Raw genomic sequence first — 17,682 nt, forward strand, 5'->3', positions numbered from 1 at the left:
ATTAGAGTATGAATATTATTGCCATCTTGAATCACATGGGCGTCTACTTCAAAGAAGAGCCTATCCGTGAACTGCACAAGGCACTGGAAGCACTCGATTTTCAGATTGTTTATCCAAACGACCGTGAAGACCTGCTGAAACTCATCGACAACAATGCACGTCTGTGCGGCGTTATCTTCGACTGGGATACTTACAATCTCGACCTGTGCGAAGAAATCAGCGCGATGAACGAACATCTGCCTGTTTATGCGTTCGCCAACACCCACTCTACTCTGGATGTTAGCCTGAACGATCTGCGTCTGAACGTTGAGTTCTTCGAATATGCACTGGGCGCAGCTCAGGATATCGCACAGAAAATCCGTCAGAGCACCGACGCATACATCGACGAAATTCTGCCTCCGTTGACCAAAGCACTGTTCAACTACGTTAAAGAAGGTAAATACACCTTCTGTACTCCGGGTCACATGGGCGGTACTGCGTTCCAGAAATCCCCAGTGGGCAGCATCTTCTATGATTTCTTCGGCGCTAACGCGATGAAATCTGATATCTCCATCTCTGTGGGTGAACTGGGTTCTCTGCTTGACCACTCAGGTCCACACAAAGAAGCTGAAGAATACATTGCGCGTACTTTCAACGCAGAACGCAGCTACATGGTGACTAACGGTACTTCTACCGCGAACAAAATCGTTGGTATGTACTCAGCACCAGCTGGCAGCACCGTTCTGATTGACCGTAACTGCCATAAGTCTCTGACTCACTTGATGATGATGAGCGACATCACTCCTATCTACTTCCGTCCAACCCGTAACGCTTACGGTATTTTGGGTGGTATTCCTAAGAGTGAATTCCAGCACGACACCATCGCTGAACGCGTTGCACAAACTCCAAATGCAACCTGGCCAGTTCACGCCGTAGTGACTAACTCCACTTACGACGGTCTGCTGTACAACACTGATTACATCAAAGAAGCGCTGGACGTTAAATCCATCCACTTTGACTCTGCATGGGTTCCTTACACCAACTTCAGCCCGATCTACAAAGGTCTGTGCGGTATGAGCGGTGGCCGTGTTGAAGGCAAAGTCATTTATGAAACTCAGTCTACTCATAAACTGCTGGCTGCATTCTCTCAGGCTTCAATGATTCACGTTAAAGGTGATATCAACGAAGAAACCTTCAACGAAGCCTACATGATGCACACCTCTACTTCTCCTCATTACGGCATCGTGGCTTCTACCGAAACCGCAGCAGCAATGATGAAAGGTAATGCCGGTAAACGTCTGATCAACGGTTCTATCGAACGTGCGATTCGTTTCCGTAAAGAAATCAAACGTCTGAACTCCGAGTCTGAAGGCTGGTTCTTCGACGTATGGCAGCCAGAAGGTATCGACGAAGCGAAATGCTGGCCTTTGGATTCCAAAGACAACTGGCATGGCTTCAAAGATATCGATAACGACCACATGTATCTGGACCCAATCAAAGTCACTCTGTTGACTCCAGGGATGCAGAAAGATGGTTCAATGGCTGATACCGGTATCCCAGCGTCTATCGTTTCTAAATACTTAGACGAACACGGCATCATCGTTGAGAAAACTGGTCCATACAACTTGCTGTTCCTGTTCAGCATCGGTATCGACAAAACTAAAGCACTGAGCCTGCTGCGTGCGCTGACCGAGTTCAAACGTTCATACGACTTGAACCTGCGCGTTAAGAACATGCTGCCTTCACTGTATCGTGAAGATCCAGAGTTCTATGAAAACATGCGTATTCAGGACTTGGCACAGGGCATCCATGCGCTGATCCAACACCACAACCTGCCGGACCTGATGTACCGTGCATTTGAAGTGTTGCCAACCATGGTTATGAACCCACATGCAGCGTTCCAAAAAGAACTGCGTGGCCAGACTGAAGAAGTTTATCTGGAAGAGATGATCGGCAAAGTTAATGCCAACATGATCCTGCCATATCCTCCAGGAGTTCCTTTGGTAATGCCAGGTGAAATGCTGACCGAAGAAAGCCGCCCAGTTCTGGAATTCTTGCAGATGCTGTGCGAAATCGGTGCACATTACCCAGGCTTTGAAACTGATATCCACGGTGCATATCGTCAGGCTGACGGTCGCTACACTGTTAAAGTTATCAAAGACCAGAAGTAATTGACTGACTGAGGGGGCGTCCTGCTAAAGGACGCCCCCTTTTATTATGCAACCCCCTTAAATGGGAGATGACATGAAAACACCCTCACAACCGCGCGCTATCTACTATGTCGTAGCATTGCAAATCTGGGAATATTTCAGCTTTTACGGCATGCGTGCGTTATTGATCCTTTATCTCACCCATCAGCTTGGGTATAACGACACCCACGCTTTCAGTCTCTATAGCGCCTACGCTTCATTGGTTTACGTCACCCCAATTATCGGTGGGATCCTTGCAGATAAACTGCTGGGCAACCGAATGGCGGTGATAGCCGGGGCTATCCTGATGACGTTAGGCCATGTGGTTCTCGGCGTCAGTGCGGTTTCACCTTCATCTCTCTATTTAGCCTTAGCCATCATCGTGTGTGGTTACGGGCTGTTCAAATCCAATATCAGCTGCCTGCTAGGCGAGCTTTATGCTCCTGAAGATCCGCGCCGTGACGGCGGTTTCTCCTTGCTGTATGCCGCTGGAAACATTGGTTCTATCGTTGCCCCCATTGCCTGCGGCCTTGCTGCCGAGCAGTATGGCTGGCACGTCGGCTTCGCATTAGCCGGAATCGGCATGTTTGCCGGTTTGATTATCTTCTTATGCGGACACAAACATTTCCGCCATACCGTTGGTGTGAACCATCAGGGTATGAAAAATAAAACGCTGCGCATTCCTAACTGGGGATGGTTGCTGGCGGCGGTGGTTCTTTCTCCGCTCTTTGTCGCCGTTCTTTTCTGGCGCGACTGGTCAAGCTACGCGCTGGCGCTGGTGTGTGCCGCGGCCATTATTATTATGGTGAGCATTTATCGTCGAGCAGAGCCGGATCAGCGTAAAGGCCTGCTACAAATTGTGATTTTAATGCTGCTCGGTACGCTGTTCTGGGCGTTTGCCCAACAGGGCGGCAGCTCAATCAGCTTGTTCATAGACCGCTTTGTGAATCGCCAATGGTTCTCTTTCACCATTCCTACGGCGGTGTTCCAATCGGTTAACGGTTTTGCCGTTATGCTAAGCGGCGTGGTTCTGGCTTGGCTGGTTCGCGAAAACAGCAACGGCAACCGTATATTGCGCATTTGGGGTAAGTTTGCTCTTGGGCTGGCGCTGATTAGCGCAGGCTTCGGCATTCTCACCTTCAACGCTCGCTGGGCGGCGGTTCATGGCCAAGGCTCAATGGCATTAACCGTTTTAGGCCTAGCGGTGATGGGATGCGCAGAACTCTTTATCGATCCAGTGGCGATGGCACAGATTACTCGGCTGAAAATTCCGGGAGTGACGGGCGTCCTTACCGGGATCTACATGTTGGCAACTGGATCGATAGCCAACTATCTTGCGGGTATTATCGCAAATCAAACCGCTGAAGTTTCATTTGAACAAGGCGGCGAAGCGACGGCACACTCCGTTATGGCGTATGTCAGCGTGTTTAGCGATATCGCATGGGGCGCGCTTGGCTGCGTTGGACTGGTTGCGGTGATTTGGCTGTGTCATATGTTTATGGTGCGCCGCAACACAGTTGCCGCCGAGTCGTGCGAATAAGGACTTGCTTCCAACAGAGCGGATGGTTAACGTTCTGATATTCAATCGTTCAGGGCGGTGACCGCGCCGTAAAGTGTCATGAATAGCTCAGAAATCCAGATGCGAATTGCCAGCAAACTTCAGGGGCGTTCGCATCTGATGGTTGCTTTCAGCGGTGGGCTTGATTCTACCGTTTTACTGCATGCGCTCGTTCAGTTGCGTATGCAGAATTTCCCCCATTTACAGCTACGGGCTGCGCATGTGCACCACGGGCTCAGCCGCTACGCTGATTTATGGGTCGATCACTGTAAGTCAGTGTGCCAGCAATGGCAGGTGCCGCTGCATGTCCTACGGGTTAAAGTGGATGCCCAGCGCAGCGGTGTTGAAGCCGCCGCGCGTGATGCCCGCTACCATGCGATAGCCGGACTTATCGGTAATCACGAAACCCTGCTGACCGCGCAGCATCTCGACGATCAGTGTGAAACCTTTTTATTGGCACTTAAACGCGGCAGCGGCCCGACGGGACTTTCCGCGATGGCCAGCCACATGCCGTTTTTCAGCACCGAACAGATACGTCCGTTGCTCGACATCAGCCGTGCCCAGCTAGAAGAATATGCCGCCAGCTACGATCTCAAATGGGTTGAAGACGACAGCAATCAAGACGATCGCTTCGATCGCAACTTCCTACGCCTGCGCGTGATCCCAAATCTACGCGACCGCTGGCCACACTTTCCTGAAGCCGTTGCCCGCAGCGCCAGCCTATGTGCCGAGCAGGAACAGCTGCTCGATGAGCTCTTGTTAGACTCGCTACAGTCTCTGATGAGCGAAGATGACTCGCTGAATATCGAAGGCCTGTTGCCGATGTCTGAGGCCAAGCGCTATGCGCTATTGCGCCGCTGGATTGCCTGCTTTGGCGTCATGATGCCGACTCGTGAACAGCTGCAACGCCTCTGGAACGAAGTCGCAACCGCACGTGAAGACGCAGAGCCGCAGCTTCAACTCGGTAAAAATCAGGTTCGCCGTTATCGCCAGCATCTATACCTGTTGCCTCCGCTGCGTTCGCTCAAAACAGAAGTCATCGCATGGGATCCGCGTGAATCCTTGCCGCTGCCAGATGGTCTCGGTGAATTACAGCTCGGTGAGCGCGGAATATGCGTGCGCGCCCCAACATCGGATGAAGTCGTCTCGATCCGCTTTGCTGCTCATGGCACACTACGCATCGTCGGACGCCGCCATTCACGCCCAATAAAAAAAATCTGGCAAGAACATAACATTCCGCCATGGGAGCGTGAACGAACACCTATGCTCTACTATGGTGAAACGCTAATCGCCGCACTCGGCGTTTTCATTACCCAAGATGGGCAGGGGATGGCGGATCGGCCGGTGTGGAATATACACTGGACCAAAGACTGGATGTAAATCTCCGTCATACTTCAAGCTACAAATGCGTTGGCTACACACGTTCACCCCAGTCACTTACTTGCGTAAGCTCCTAGGGATTCACGTGTTTGCCGCCTTTTTGTAGCCTGAATTATTTAGGAGATTAGTCTGGGGGATACAGCTCCAATTACGTTGAGGATAAATCTCCGTCATACTTCAAGCTATAGATGCGTTGGTTACAGTGATGGCAATGTCGAGGAAGATAATAATGATGAAAAAATTAATGACTGCGGTAGTGCTGACTGCGGTGGTTTCTCTACCTGCATTTGCGGCGGGTGATGCGGCTGCGGGAAAAAATAAAGCGATGACCTGCGTGGCTTGCCATGGCATGGAAGGCAAAGTTACGGTGCCGATGTATCCTAATTTAGCCGGGCAGAACGCGATGTATCTGGAGCAGGCGCTGAAGGATTATAAAAGCGGCGGGCGTTCAGGTGGACAAGCTGAAGTGATGAAAGCCTATGTTGGCAATCTTTCTGAGCAGGATATCAGCGATTTAGCCGCGTATTACGCGAGTCTGAAACCATAATGAAAAGGGCGATGAAATCATCGCCCTTCGTCTATCTGTTTCGTCAATCTATCTTGGTGGAGAGGTGTGCCGAAAGGGGTTAAGACATGCTTACGTTGACGGTGCCAATTTCAGGATGACTGAAGCTGGCAATGTGGTCTAAACGTAACTCCCGTGGCTCGCCGTCTTGCTCAATAACCAGATATTCTACGTGTTTACGTGAAATCAGGTCGTTGGCTTTGGCTTGCAACTTCTCTCCGTTGCGCAGTTCTAGCGCCAGTATCAGATGATGCTGGCAGGCGAGTTCCAAATTGTCGTAATCGTCACAGTTGATTGGCTGATACTCTTCAATTTTCGACATAATCACTCACCAATAAGTTAGCGGCGGCATAGGCCGCCTGTTCCCTAACGGCAGAGGGCAGCGCTTCGTTGGCTGCAACCTCATCCAGAGCTTTTAAAACACAACCTAACGCATCAGGTATATATCCCAAATCCCCACTACCGATCTGGGCGTACATACGGCGTACTAACTCAGAATATTGCTGCAAATTTATCCTCCTCTAAAGCTTATCCCTGTGACGGTTAGTCTGAAAAAATCGGCACGAGGATAAGCTCTGCTTATCTCATCGACTATAGCACAGCCGCCCTCACTAGAAAGCAGGCTGAGTTGCTACGCGATGTAATAAATCTGTTCTTTACACGTGACAGTCCCACTCTGACTAGTTGCCAGAAGGGGGATACGGTACACTGTTAACAATTATACGAGAGGATTTTATGGCATTAAAGGCAACGATTTACAAAGCTAACGTCAATATTGCAGATATGGATCGTCATTTTTATCATGATGCTTCTTTGACGCTGGCACAGCATCCATCAGAAACTGAACAACGCATGATGCTGCGGCTTTTAGTCTGGATTTGCCACGCAAACGAGCGCCTGACTTTTACCAAAGGATTGTGCGCCGACGATGAGCCTGAATTATGGCTACGTAATGATTACAACGGGATCGATCTGTGGATTGAACTCGGCTTACCTGATGAGAAACGTCTTAAAAAAGCCTGTTCGTTATCGCAGGAAGTGGTGCTCTACGCTTATAGTGAACGCGCTGGGCGTGTGTGGTGGCAGCAGAATCAGGCAAAACTGAGCGGGCTTAAAGCGCTATCCATTCGTTTTGTTAGCGATGAAATTATGGCGCTGCTGCCTAAGTTTGCTAATCGCACCATGGACTTACAGGCAACAATTCAGGAAGGCGCAATCTGGCTATCTGACGCGCAAAATAACGTTGAGATCCAGTTTGATCACTGGAAGCCTGCGGGAGTCTGAGATGTTGCAGATTACCAACACAGTATCCGTAAGCGATGACGAAATTGAAATCACCGCGATCCGCGCGCAGGGCAACGGTGGCCAAAATGTGAATAAGTCTTCAACGGCGATTCACCTACGCTTTGATATTCGCAGCTCCAGTTTACCGCCTTTGTACCAAGAGCGTTTACTGGCGATGAGTCATCATCTGATAACCCCCGACGGCGTCATTATTATCAAGGCGCAGGAATATCGGAGTCAGGAGATGAATCGCGAAGCGGCGCTGGCAAGATTGACGGAATTAATTAAATCGGCAGGCGTGGTGGAGAAAGTTCGCCGTCCAACGAAGCCGAGTCGAAATGCAAAACGTAAGCGGGTAGAAAGCAAAACCCGACGCGGGGTGACGAAATCTTTACGTGGCAAGGTGAGTGCGGATTAGCGTTTGTGCTTGGTATGTCACCGAAGATTAAAATAATAGGGACCCACAGTAGGAGAACAACTGTGAAAAAATTGGCTATTTCGCTGTTTTTGGCAGCGGGTGCTATGGCACTGTTCGGGTGTAACGCTCGTTCCCAATATGTAGAACAACCTCTCAAGCCGATGGCGCAAAGTTTTCAGGGCGTATTGCCTTGTGCTGACTGCGAGGGCATGGATACGTCGCTGTTCTTGGAAAAGGACGGCACCTTTGTACTGAAAGAGATCTATCGTGGCGCACGCGATGGCGATCAGACTTTCGCAGAATATGGCAGTTGGCAGCGTACCGCGGATAAGCTAGTGCTAACCGGTACTGATGGCAATAAGCGCTATTTTCGTCCGAAAGGCAACAACTTGACGATGTTGGATGCTAGCGGTAACGACATCGATTCTTCGCTGAATTACACCTTAAAGGCAACGGACGCCACTTTGCCCGTCACGCCAATGACGTTTAAAGGCATGTATGTTTACATGGCGGATGCGGCAATCTTCCGTGATTGTGCTACCGGTAAGCAATTCCCTGTCAGCAACAATATTGCGCTGGAGCAAGGCTATAGCCATGCGCAGTCTGAGCCGGGACAGCCTGTGTTCTTAGAAATCCAAGGGCACTTTGCGGTAACGCCTTCGATGGAAGAAGGGCAGGTGGAAAAAGCGTTAGTTCCTGACGGTCAGCCTCATTTTGATGCCAAAGGCGGCTGTGCAAACTGAGCCTAAATGAATGCACTTCAGGGCTAGGCCCTGAAGTGTTTAAATTTTATCGGCGTGATGCAGTACAACGAACTTATCCCACAGCTGTTCATTACTTTCTAGATGAGCTGGGTCGCGAATAATCGTGTTGTCGATAGGACAGACCTTCATACAGGTCGGTTCGTCGTAGTGGCCTACGCATTCGGTGCAGCGCTCTGCATCAATCTCGTAAATATCCATTCCCATGGAAATCGCTTGGTTCGGGCACTCCGGCTCGCACATATCACAGTTGATACATTTTTTTGTGATCAGTAGGGCCATAACTCTCTCATAACGTTGCAGGGCGGTTTCAAATAAACCACTCAATGTGGGGCGGATAAATACTCGCGTGGGCGCGCGATTATACCCCCAGATGTGTCATACACCAATTTTTTCACTCGGGTTATCTCTCCCACGTTAGCGTTAGTTTAGCTACGTGGTTGTATCTTTGTAGGATGCTGGGTACCGTTAATACTATTGATCCAGTTCCAATGAATTAACCTGATTTAAACGAGAGGATGGGATTTTGCTTTCCCAAGGAGCCATTTTGACCGACAGCCAGTCAGCGACAAAAGCACAACGCGTGGTCTTCTTTGACCTTGATGGCACTCTGCATCAGCAAGATATGTTCGGCAGTTTTTTACGCTTTATGCTTTGGCATATGCCACAAAACCTGCTGTTAGTGATCCCTCTATTGCCGGTGATTGCTTTCGGCTTGATCGTTCAGGGAAGAGCAACGCGCTGGCCAATAAGCCTGCTGCTTTGGGCTATCACGTTTGGTCATCGGGAATCGCGGTTGAATGCGCTTGAGCGCCAGTTTGTGCAGGTATTTAAGCGTGACGTGGTGCCTTTCCCGGTTGTCATGGGGCGTTTAAAACAGTACTTAAGCAGCCAAACAGCAGAAGTGTGGCTGATTACCGGTTCCCCGCAGCGTTTGGTGGAGCAAGTTTATGCAGATGAACCTTTTATTCATCAGGTACGCATGATTGGCAGCCGGATGGTGCGTCGACGCGGTGGTTGGGTGCTGACACTGCGCTGTTTAGGGCCAGAAAAAGTGGTACAGCTAGAAAAGGAGCTGGGTAAACCGCTTAAGCTTTACAGTGGGTACAGCGACAGCCAGCAAGACAACCCGCTATTGTCGTTTTGCGAGCATCGCTTCCGAGTGAGTCCTACGGGAGAGTTACAGCAGTTAGAGTGAATCAAGAAGCCTCCCCTACAAAGGGGAGGCTTTAAAGCGTGATTACATCGCAGCTTTAAAGATAGCAACGATCTCTTCGTGCGTAGCCTGAATTGGGTTAGTGAAACCACAGGCATCTTTTAAGGCATTGGTTGCCAGCGTTGGCAGATCTTCTTCTTTCACGTTCAGTTCGGTCAAACCGGCAGGAATGTTGACGTCTTTTGCCAGTTTACGGATTTCTGCGATACACGCATCCGCACCCTGCTGGTCATTCATCTTGCTCACATCAACGCCCATAGCTGCCGCGATATCTTTCAGGCGAGCAGCAGACACTTTCGCGTTAAAGATCTGCACGTGCGGCAGCAGAACCGCATTACACACGCCGTGTGGCAAATCGTAGAAACCACCCAACTGGTGCGCCATCGCGTGCACATAGCCGAGTGATGCGTTGTTAAACGCCATACCGGCCAAGAACTGTGCATAGGCCATAGTTTCACGCGCTTCCATGCTGCTGCCGTTTTCCACCGCATGACGCAGCGACTGGCTGATCATGGTGACGGCTTTCAGCGCGCAGGCATCTGTGATTGGGTTAGCGGCGATAGACACGTAGGCTTCTACGGCGTGGGTCAGCGCATCCATACCGGTAGCCGCAGTCAGGCCTTTAGGCATGCCAGCCATTAGCTCAGGATCGTTTACTGACAGAATTGGCGTGACGTGTTTATCCACGATAGCCATTTTGATGTGACGATCAACGTCGGTAATGATGCAGAAACGCGTCATTTCAGACGCTGTACCCGCCGTGGTATTGATGGAAATCAGCGGTAACTGTGGTTTGGCTGATTGATCAACGCCTTCGTAATCACGGATGTCACCTCCGTTGGCAGCGACCAGGGCAATGCCTTTTGCGCAATCGTGTGGAGAACCACCGCCAAGGGAAATAACACAATCACTTTGATGCTGGCGCAGAATTTCTAAGCCTTCAGCGACGTTGATCGTTGTTGGGTTTGGATGAGTACCGTCATACACCGCGCTCTTAATGCCCATATCGGATAGCAAAGTCTGAACTTTGGCGACAACACCAATTTTGTTCAATACGTTGTCGGTAACAATCAGCGCGTGCTTGTAGCCATAGCCTTTCATGGTGGTTGCCGCTTCGGCTAAGCAGCCAGCGCCAATCATATTGACTGAAGGGATAAAGAAGGTTGAAGTTGTCATCGGGTCATTCCTTAATGTGAGAAAATTAACAATCACGATACTATCCAAGGGGTAGATGAAATCTGATCTTCCTCAAAATTTGGCAGGAATAAAATAATAGCAAAATTAATATATCGATGATTTATATATTTGTGGCATGTGTGATGCGTGGCATTTATAAACATAGAGATGTAATTAAATGTGTTAGCGCCGCTAACCGATCTTTACGCGGGTGTAAAAAGTACTTCAGCGAAGGGGGGATTGGTGATAACCCCTGAGGCGTAGTTATCTGGCATCAGGGGATAGGGTGTGATTATTTTACCAAGGTTTGCGTTTTTTCAACGTCTTTCAAGCCGCCTTCGTTAACGGCATTTTTGTAGCCCATTTTTTGCAGCATTTTCTCTGCTTTACCTGACTGATTGCCGGTATTGCAATAAAGATGCAGAGTGTCGTTCTTATCCTGTGATACTTCGCTAATACGCTGATCTAGCTGCTTTAACGGAATATTCACCGCGCCCTTCACATGAGTTTCTTGATACTGATCCGGAGTACGCACGTCAATCCAATGCTCTGCGGCCCACAGTGAAGTTGAAACCATCAGCAGCGCACTGGCAATCAGCGCTTTTTTTACCATTCGAGTTTGACCAAACATCGTGATACATCTCCTTTGTGATTATCAAATAACGGCTTTCGCCTTATGCATACTACGCCAACGGAGTGCGTAAAACTTTGCGTACTCCCTACTATATTGAGAAAACGTTCAATCAAGGGAGTAATAGGCAGGAGCGAAGAGATTCCCCGCTATGATTAAAGTCCAAGATGCAACTTCAGATAAGAAGGGTATAATGCGCGCCCTGAATTAATGGAGGTGAGCACGTGAGCGAACTAAATGATGCTTACTGGATGAAGCAGGCGTTAGCGTTAGCGCAAAAAGCGTGGGATCAGGGCGAAGTGCCCGTCGGTGCGATTTTGGTGCTGGATGATAAAGTGATTGGGCAGGGCTGGAACCGTCCAATCACTCGACACGATCCAACCGCGCATGCCGAAATTATGGCGTTGCAGCAGGGCGGGCAGATTGTGCAGAACTATCGGCTGCTAAATGCAACGCTGTATGTCACGCTTGAGCCTTGTGTGATGTGCGCAGGCGCTATGGTGCACAGCCGTATTAAACGTTTGGTTTATGGTGCGAGTGATTTAAAAACCGGTGCAGCAGGCTCTTTGTTGGATATTCTGCGCCATCCGGGCATGAATCATCAGATAGAGATCGCATCTGGCGTGTTGGCTACCGAGTGCTCGGACATGCTGAGTCAGTTTTTCCAGCAGCGCCGCGAGCAGAAAAAAGCCGAGCGCGAGGCTCGGCGTCAAAATCTTTCAGGCTCTACCGATTAGAACGGCAGCAGTCCGCGTGGGCTGCGCTTTGTTCGTCCTTCCAGCGCCTGTTCAGGCGGCACCGCTGGATAGCCTTGACCTAATAACGCTTGGCGAGTTTGCTCGGCGGCAATCTGCTTCTCTTTTTCTAACAAATAACCTTCCAGACTCACCAGATAGCGGCGGATGTTTTCCACATACTGATAAGCCTCATGCCCGCGCGCATAGCCGTAGGTTAGATTCTGGTTATATTTCTTTTGGCTTAACATAGGCAGACGCTGTTTCACATCAACCCAGCTATTAGGATTCCCACCCTGTTTTTGCGTCAGCTGGCGCACGTCTAGCATGTGTCCGTAGCCCATGTTGTAGGCGGCTAATGCAAACCAGATTTTCTCATCTTCAGGAATGGTATCTGGCAGTTTATCCATCAAACGTTCGAGATAAAGTGCACCGCCCGCGATGCTTTGCTCGGGATCAAGACGATCTTTTACCCCTAGCCCATCTGCCGTGGCGCGGGTAAGCATCATTAAGCCTCGGACGCCGGTCGGTGACGTGGCCTGAGGGTTCCAGTGTGATTCTTGATAGGCAATGGCCGCCAGCAGTTTCCAATCGATTTTCTGGGCGTATTTTTTAAAGATCTCGCTCAGGTCGGGCAGCACATTATCAATTGCCGCTAAGAATGTTTTGATATCAACATAATCAAATCCGCCCACGTGGCCCAAATATTTTTCTTCCAAGCGTGCCAGTGAACCATCATCCACAATCTTGCTGAAATAATCCAAGACGGCGGCATACAGGCTGTCATCATCGTCGCGGTTGAGATACCACATTACGGGTTCTTCATCGCTGATATCGAAAGCTACGGCCAACTGCGGGTGAATGCGTTGGAAAAGCGCCACGCTCACAGAGTCGGCAATCGTATAATCCAGCGTACCTTGTACCACGCGCTGCATAAGATCGGTTGAGGACAAATCAGTAGACGACTCCCAGGTCAGATTGGGATATTTGGTCTGCTTGTATTGGCTCAGGGTGGTGACATGCGCAGAGCCCGACTGCACGGCGAGTATACCGCTCAAATCTTTAAGCGATTTCGGTCGTGGTTTGCCCTGACGATAAACTAACTGCTGTGATACTGAATAATAAGAAGGGCCAGTGCGAAAACGGCTGAGGCGTTCGGTATTATAAAGTAGACCCGCGGCAACCAGATCGCTTTTACCACTGTCCAAATCATCAAATAATTCTGGCAACGTGCCGCGCACGCGAACTTTTAGCTTCACGCCCAGATAATCAGCAAAGCGTTTTGCCAGCTCATAATCGAGCCCGCTGATGTTCTTCCCATCGGTTTGATAGGTGAGGGGGGAATTAATGGTGCTGACTCGCAGCTCACCACGGTCGAGAATCTGCTGTAGCTGGCTCTCGTTTCCGCTACGCCACGGAATATTCGGCCATAGCGCAAGCGCCAGCAGGGCAGAAACGATACCGATAAGATAATAATTATATTTTATACGTTTCAAATAGTTATCTCATGAATGTGTATCGAATTGTGGTGCTGTGTTCGCAGGATAGTATATGGCTAAATCAACAGGAAGGCGGCATTTTGCGCAACAAAGCGTCAGCGTGCAACTCAAAAAGCACATAAAGTTGATCGGGCAGATAAATCGTCAATCCGAAATAAAGGCTACGCAAACGGTTTCGTATGGCGCAGAGATTCTCTATAATGTCCTCCGCTTTCCCCCTGTTTCGCCCACTGAGGCGGTTGTAGACAAGGTTTTTTGACCTCTCACAGCCATCTCGAAGACGAGAGAACCTAGATGACGGACTCATTTCCTATGGAAATCATGCGTGGCTCACCCGCTTTGTCGGCTTTTCGTGTTACCCAACTGCTGTCTGCTTGTCGGGACGCTAATCTTCCAGTCAACGATATCTACGCTGAATACGTGCATTTTGCCGATGTCAGCGCGCCTCTTTCTTCTGAGGAAAAAGCAACGCTTCAGCGCCTGTTGAAATATGGCCCTTCTTTGGCTGAACACGAACCGAAAGGCCGCTTGCTGTTAGTGACGCCGCGCCCCGGTACTATTTCTCCGTGGTCGTCTAAAGCGACTGATATTGCTCATAACTGTAATCTTCCTCAGGTCATCCGTTTAGAGCGTGGTTTGGCTTACTATATAAGCGTAGACGCCACAGGCGCTGTTGATGCACCACAGCTCAGCGATGCCCAGTGGCAAAAGCTGCAAGACCTGCTGCACGACCGCATGATGGAACGCGTGTTCAGCGAGCTACAGGATGCGCAGAAGCTGTTTACGCACCAGTCTCCGGCTCCGGTACAAAGCGTGGATATGTTGGGCGAAGGCCGTGACGCGCTGGTTAATGCCAACGTGCGCTTAGGTCTGGCCTTGGCAGATGATGAAATTGACTACCTGCTAGAGTCCTTCACGCGCTTAGGGCGTAATCCTAACGATATCGAACTCTACATGTTTGCTCAGGCAAACTCTGAGCACTGTCGCCACAAAATTTTTAATGCCGATTGGGTTATCGATGGGCAAGAACAGCCAAAGTCGCTGTTCAAAATGATTAAAAATACCTATGAGCAGACGCCTGACTATGTTTTGTCTGCTTATAAAGATAACGCCGCCGTTATGGAAGGCTCGTCGGTTGGCCGTTTCTTTGCGAATCCAGAATCGGGTGTGTATGACTTCCATCAGGAAGAGGCGCACATCTTGATGAAGGTGGAAACTCACAACCATCCAACCGCGATTTCCCCATGGCCGGGCGCAGCAACGGGCTCCGGCGGTGAAATCCGCGACGAAGGAGCAACTGGCCGAGGTTCGAAACCTAAAGCTGGACTGGTCGGCTTCTCCGTGTCCAACCTGCGAATTCCGGGCTTTGAACAGCCATGGGAACAGGATTTTGGCAAGCCAGATCGTATCGTCAATGCGCTGAGCATTATGACGGAAGGGCCACTGGGCGGCGCCGCGTTTAACAATGAGTTTGGTCGTCCAGCACTGCTGGGGTATTTCCGCACCTATGAAGAACAGGTGAAGAGCCACAACGGCGTTGAGTTACGTGGCTACCACAAGCCGATTATGTTGGCGGGTGGTATTGGTAATATTCGCGCCGACCATGTACAGAAAGGCGAGATCACTGTAGGCGCGAAGCTTATCGTACTGGGCGGCCCGGCTATGAATATCGGCTTAGGTGGCGGGGCTGCGTCTTCGATGGCTTCAGGTCAGTCAGATGCCGATCTGGATTTCGCTTCGGTACAGCGCGACAACCCAGAAATGGAGCGTCGTTGCCAAGAAGTGATCGACAGCTGCTGGCAGTTGGGTGATGAGAACCCGATTCAGTTTATTCACGACGTTGGCGCGGGTGGACTGTCTAACGCGATGCCAGAGCTGGTGAGCGATGGTGGTCGCGGCGGTCGTTTCGAACTGCGCGATATTCTTAACGATGAGCCGGGCATGAGCCCGCTGGAAGTTTGGTGTAACGAATCGCAGGAACGCTATGTGATGTCGGTGGCACCAGAAAAATTGGCTCAGTTTGATGCGATTTGCCGCCGTGAGCGTGCGCCTTATGCTGTTATCGGCGAAGCGACAGAAGAACTGCATTTAACGCTGAATGACCGTCACTTCGACAATCAGCCTATCGATATGCCGCTGGACGTATTGCTAGGCAAAACGCCAAAAATGACGCGCGATGTCACCACGCTCAAAGCGCTGGGAGATTCACTGAACCGTGGCACTATCAGCATTGCTGACGCGGTAAAACGCGTGATGCATCTTCCTGCCGTGGCGGAAAAAACGTTCCTGATCACCATCGGTGACCGTAGCGTTACCGGTATGGTGGCGCGCGATCAGATGGTTGGTCCTTGGCAAATCCCGGTCGCCGATTGCGCGGTGACCACGGCCAGTTTAGATAGCTATTACGGCGAAGCCATGTCGCTGGGCGAACGTGCTCCGGTGGCGTTACTTGACTTCGCCGCCTCGGCACGTTTGGCCGTGGGTGAAGCGTTGACCAACTTAGCCTGCACTCAGGTGGGTGAACTTAAACGCGTTAAGCTCTCGGCTAACTGGATGTCTGCGGCGGGCCACCCAGGAGAAGATGCTGGATTATACGAAGCGGTGAAAGCCGTGGGCGAAGAGCTGTGTCCGGCGCTGGGGCTAACCATTCCGGTGGGTAAAGACTCGATGTCGATGAAAACGCGTTGGCAGGAAGGTAATCAACCGCGTGAAATGACGTCGCCATTGTCGCTGGTAATCACCGCGTTTGCCCGCGTGGAAGACGTTCGTCGTACCGTGACACCTCAGCTACATGTCGATCAGGGCGAAAATACGCTGCTGCTGATCGATCTAGGTGAAGGGCATAACGCTTTAGGCGCAACGGCATTAGCACAGGTTTACCGCCAACTGGGGGACAAACCTGCCGATGTACGTAATACGCCGAAACTGGCTGGCTTCTTCAACGCCATGCAGGCGCTGGTGGCGGAAGGCAAGCTGTTGGCCTACCACGACCGTTCCGACGGTGGCCTGCTGGTTACGCTGGCTGAGATGGCGTTTGCTGGTCATTGTGCCTTGGATATTGATATCAGCGCGCTGGGGCAAGATCACTTAGCCGCGCTGTTCAATGAAGAACTTGGCGCAGTGATTCAGGTACGTAACGCCGATCTAGACATGGTGAAAGCCGTGTTAGCAGATCAAGGCATCGCCGATATCACGCACCAGATTGGGCATGCTTCTAGCGGAAATCACCTTGCGATTCAGTCTCATGGCAAAGAAGTTTACCATGAACAGCGCTCGACGCTGCGTTTGTGGTGGGCTGAAACTACGTGGCAGATGCAGCGCCTGCGCGATAACCCTGAGTGTGCCGATCAAGAACATCAGGCCAAACAGGTAGAATCCGATCCAGGCTTGAATGTGAAACTCACCTTCAATCCTCAGGATGATATTGCTGCGCCTTACATCGCTAAGGGTAGCCGTCCTAAACTGGCGGTGCTGCGCGAGCAGGGTGTGAACTCCCATGTGGAAATGGCTGCTGCTTTCCACCGTGCGGGTTTCGAAGCGGTGGATGTTCACATGAGCGATATTCTGGCGGGGCGTATTACGCTTGATGAATTCCACACGCTTGTCGCCTGTGGCGGCTTCTCATATGGCGACGTGTTGGGGGCCGGTGAGGGCTGGGCGAAGTCTATTCTGTTCAATGAGCGTGCTCGCGAACAGTTTGAGTCCTTCTTCCATCGTCCACAAACCTTGGCATTGGGCGTGTGTAACGGCTGCCAGATGATGTCTAACCTGCGTGAGCTGATCCCTGGCGCTGAACTTTGGCCGCGCTTTGTGCGCAATACGTCCGAGCGTTTTGAAGCTCGCTTTAGCCTCGTTGAAGTGGCGAGCAGCCCCTCTCTGCTATTGCAGGGCATGGAAGGCTCGCGTATGCCAATTGCGGTATCACATGGCGAAGGGCATGTTGAAGTGCGTGACGATGCGCATTTGGCCGCGATTGAGCACCATGGTCTGGTTGCGCTGCGCTTTGTCGATAACTTCGGTAAAGTGACAGAAACCTATCCGGCTAACCCGAACGGTTCCGTAAACGGCATTACCGCACTAACCAGCTCAAACGGTCGTGCCACTGTGATGATGCCTCATCCAGAGCGTGTGTTCCGTACGGTCAGCAACTCTTGGCATCCAGCCGAGTGGGGTGAAGACAGCCCTTGGATGCGCATGTTCCGCAATGCGCGTAAGCAGTTGGGGTAGTTATATTCTCTCTCTGTTGCCTTTGCTCAGATCTTCTGGGCAAAGGCTTTTGTTTTTTCTCCCTT

The 17,682-nt window shown here is 50.8% G+C and carries 17 protein-coding genes; 11 read left to right on the plus strand and 6 right to left on the minus strand.

Annotation, left to right across the window (positions count from 1 at the left end):
* The first annotated feature begins 8 nt into the window (after positions 1 to 8).
* From RSC70_RS15485 to RSC70_RS15500, 4 genes are all read left to right on the plus strand, one after another.
* Complete coding sequence (locus RSC70_RS15485; RefSeq protein WP_332542955.1) at positions 9 to 2,150, plus strand: lysine decarboxylase CadA; 2,142 nt, start codon at positions 9 to 11, stop codon at positions 2,148 to 2,150.
* A gap of 73 nt (positions 2,151 to 2,223) precedes the next feature.
* The gene (gene dtpD, locus RSC70_RS15490) at positions 2,224 to 3,708 is read left to right on the plus strand and encodes a dipeptide permease DtpD (protein ID WP_130984592.1); all 1,485 of its coding nucleotides are present in this window, start codon (positions 2,224 to 2,226) and stop codon (positions 3,706 to 3,708) included.
* Positions 3,709 to 3,786: 78 nt separating this feature from the next.
* Positions 3,787 to 5,106, plus strand: a complete 1,320-nt coding sequence (gene tilS / locus RSC70_RS15495; RefSeq protein WP_332542956.1) for a tRNA lysidine(34) synthetase TilS — start codon at positions 3,787 to 3,789, stop codon at positions 5,104 to 5,106.
* A 229-nt stretch (positions 5,107 to 5,335) separates the two neighbouring features.
* Entirely contained in the window at positions 5,336 to 5,653 is a 318-nt protein-coding gene (locus RSC70_RS15500) for a c-type cytochrome (protein ID WP_282813834.1), read from the plus strand.
* 79 nt (positions 5,654 to 5,732) lie between these two features.
* Here the strand turns inward: RSC70_RS15500 and rof are convergent, their stop codons facing one another.
* A complete protein-coding gene (rof, locus tag RSC70_RS15505; protein ID WP_025800203.1) occupies positions 5,733 to 5,993 on the minus strand; it encodes a Rho-binding antiterminator in 261 nt (86 codons plus the stop codon).
* Entirely contained in the window at positions 5,980 to 6,180 is a 201-nt protein-coding gene (locus tag RSC70_RS15510; protein ID WP_008814496.1) for a YaeP family protein, read from the minus strand. The genes rof and RSC70_RS15510 overlap by 14 nt, the downstream gene beginning before the upstream one ends.
* Before the next feature lie 226 nt (positions 6,181 to 6,406).
* On the opposite strand from RSC70_RS15510, the gene RSC70_RS15515 reads away from it, so the two are divergent.
* The 3 genes from RSC70_RS15515 to nlpE all read left to right on the plus strand — a co-directional run bounded on the left by RSC70_RS15515 (position 6,407) and on the right by nlpE (position 8,116).
* A complete protein-coding gene (locus tag RSC70_RS15515; protein ID WP_332542957.1) occupies positions 6,407 to 6,955 on the plus strand; it encodes a YaeQ family protein in 549 nt (182 codons plus the stop codon).
* A gap of 1 nt (position 6,956) precedes the next feature.
* Positions 6,957 to 7,373, plus strand: a complete 417-nt coding sequence (gene arfB, locus RSC70_RS15520; protein ID WP_040047108.1) for an alternative ribosome rescue aminoacyl-tRNA hydrolase ArfB — start codon at positions 6,957 to 6,959, stop codon at positions 7,371 to 7,373.
* 62 nt (positions 7,374 to 7,435) lie between these two features.
* Entirely contained in the window at positions 7,436 to 8,116 is a 681-nt protein-coding gene (gene nlpE / locus RSC70_RS15525) for an envelope stress response activation lipoprotein NlpE (RefSeq protein WP_040047109.1), read from the plus strand.
* A 39-nt stretch (positions 8,117 to 8,155) separates the two neighbouring features.
* Here the strand turns inward: nlpE and RSC70_RS15530 are convergent, their stop codons facing one another.
* Positions 8,156 to 8,416 (minus strand): YfhL family 4Fe-4S dicluster ferredoxin, encoded by a 261-nt coding sequence (locus RSC70_RS15530; RefSeq protein WP_025800199.1) that lies wholly within the window; start codon positions 8,414 to 8,416, stop codon positions 8,156 to 8,158.
* A 265-nt stretch (positions 8,417 to 8,681) separates the two neighbouring features.
* On the opposite strand from RSC70_RS15530, the gene yfhb reads away from it, so the two are divergent.
* Positions 8,682 to 9,332: a phosphatidylglycerophosphatase C gene (gene yfhb, locus RSC70_RS15535; RefSeq protein WP_052439995.1), complete on the plus strand. Its 651-nt coding sequence runs from the start codon at positions 8,682 to 8,684 to the stop codon at positions 9,330 to 9,332.
* Between the two features lie 42 nt (positions 9,333 to 9,374).
* Here yfhb and yiaY read toward each other — a convergent pair whose 3' ends face one another.
* Positions 9,375 to 10,526 carry an L-threonine dehydrogenase gene (gene yiaY, locus RSC70_RS15540; RefSeq protein WP_332542958.1) on the minus strand — a complete coding sequence of 384 codons (1,152 nt, stop codon included), beginning with the start codon at positions 10,524 to 10,526 and terminating at the stop codon, positions 9,375 to 9,377.
* Positions 10,527 to 10,818: 292 nt separating this feature from the next.
* Positions 10,819 to 11,139, minus strand: a complete 321-nt coding sequence (pspE, locus tag RSC70_RS15545; protein ID WP_234618957.1) for a thiosulfate sulfurtransferase PspE — start codon at positions 11,137 to 11,139, stop codon at positions 10,819 to 10,821.
* Between the two features lie 242 nt (positions 11,140 to 11,381).
* Here pspE and tadA point away from each other — a divergent pair, with 242 nt between their 5' ends.
* Positions 11,382 to 11,894: a tRNA adenosine(34) deaminase TadA gene (tadA, locus tag RSC70_RS15550; protein ID WP_025800195.1), complete on the plus strand. Its 513-nt coding sequence runs from the start codon at positions 11,382 to 11,384 to the stop codon at positions 11,892 to 11,894.
* Here tadA and mltF read toward each other — a convergent pair.
* Complete coding sequence (gene mltF, locus RSC70_RS15555) at positions 11,891 to 13,387, minus strand: membrane-bound lytic murein transglycosylase MltF (RefSeq protein WP_025800194.1); 1,497 nt, start codon at positions 13,385 to 13,387, stop codon at positions 11,891 to 11,893. The genes tadA and mltF overlap by 4 nt on opposite strands.
* A gap of 55 nt (positions 13,388 to 13,442) precedes the next feature.
* Between mltF and RSC70_RS15560 the strand changes: the two genes are divergently transcribed.
* On the plus strand, positions 13,443 to 13,649 hold the full coding sequence (locus RSC70_RS15560) for a hypothetical protein (RefSeq protein WP_130997713.1): 207 nt from the start codon (positions 13,443 to 13,445) through the stop codon (positions 13,647 to 13,649).
* A 53-nt stretch (positions 13,650 to 13,702) separates the two neighbouring features.
* Positions 13,703 to 17,617 carry a phosphoribosylformylglycinamidine synthase gene (purL, locus tag RSC70_RS15565; RefSeq protein WP_332542965.1) on the plus strand — a complete coding sequence of 1,305 codons (3,915 nt, stop codon included), beginning with the start codon at positions 13,703 to 13,705 and terminating at the stop codon, positions 17,615 to 17,617.
* Positions 17,618 to 17,682: the final 65 nt, after the last annotated feature.

This window comes from Hafnia sp. (assembly GCF_036648275.1).
GTDB lineage: Bacteria > Pseudomonadota > Gammaproteobacteria > Enterobacterales > Enterobacteriaceae > Hafnia > Hafnia alvei.